The following is a 645-nucleotide window of genomic DNA, read 5'->3' as shown; positions in this document are numbered from 1 at the left end:
CCAATCTATGGTCACCCCATTTTTTGCAATACTGTTCATCAGATGGAATGGATGGCTTGCTTCAATCTATCCGGCGTCTATTGGGCTCGCATCCCGCGCCACGATGAGCATTCGCACCTGGCGATCCTAACAAAGTAGGCGGCTTCCAAGAGCCAATTGGTCGTTCAGGATCATCGCCAGGCCGATCGGCCGTTTATTTCATCTGTTGTTCAGCTATCGCAAAACCTGATGGTGAAACTCGGTGCAGCACAACGGGGTCAGGCGTTTATCGCGTCTGGCTCCGTTTTATATTGCGTGTGCCGAGTGGCAATGGCCCACGCAATGCGTGCCAGTTTGTTGGCCAACGCGCAGGCCACCACATTGGAGTGACGTCGCGCGAGCAATGAACGCACCCAATCGGCCAATGGGCCTTTCTGATACTTCAGGCGAAGCATGTAGACCCGTGCGCACAGCACCAGCAAATGCCGAAGGTTCTTGTCGCCACGCTTGCTGATCCCCAGCAAAGCTGGCCTACCACCAGTGCTGTACTGGCGGGGCACCAGACCTACAGAGGCCGCAAAGTCCCGGCTACTGCCGTACTGCCGAGCATCTCCCATTTCTACAGCCAGCAGGCTGGCGGTGATCGGCCCAACACACGGCATGCTC

Annotated in this window: 1 protein-coding gene; it reads right to left on the bottom strand. The window is 56.6% G+C overall.

What is annotated here, in order from left to right:
• Positions 1-257 precede the first annotated feature (257 nt).
• Positions 258-645, bottom strand: a 388-nt coding sequence (locus tag AC25MA_RS25800) for a transposase (RefSeq protein WP_486971636.1), incomplete at its 5' end; no start/stop codon positions are given.

The organism is Pseudomonas sp. P65(2024) (assembly GCF_057480955.1).
The sequence above is the reverse complement of the archived record's forward strand: the minus strand, read 5'-3'. Positions and strand labels throughout refer to the sequence as shown.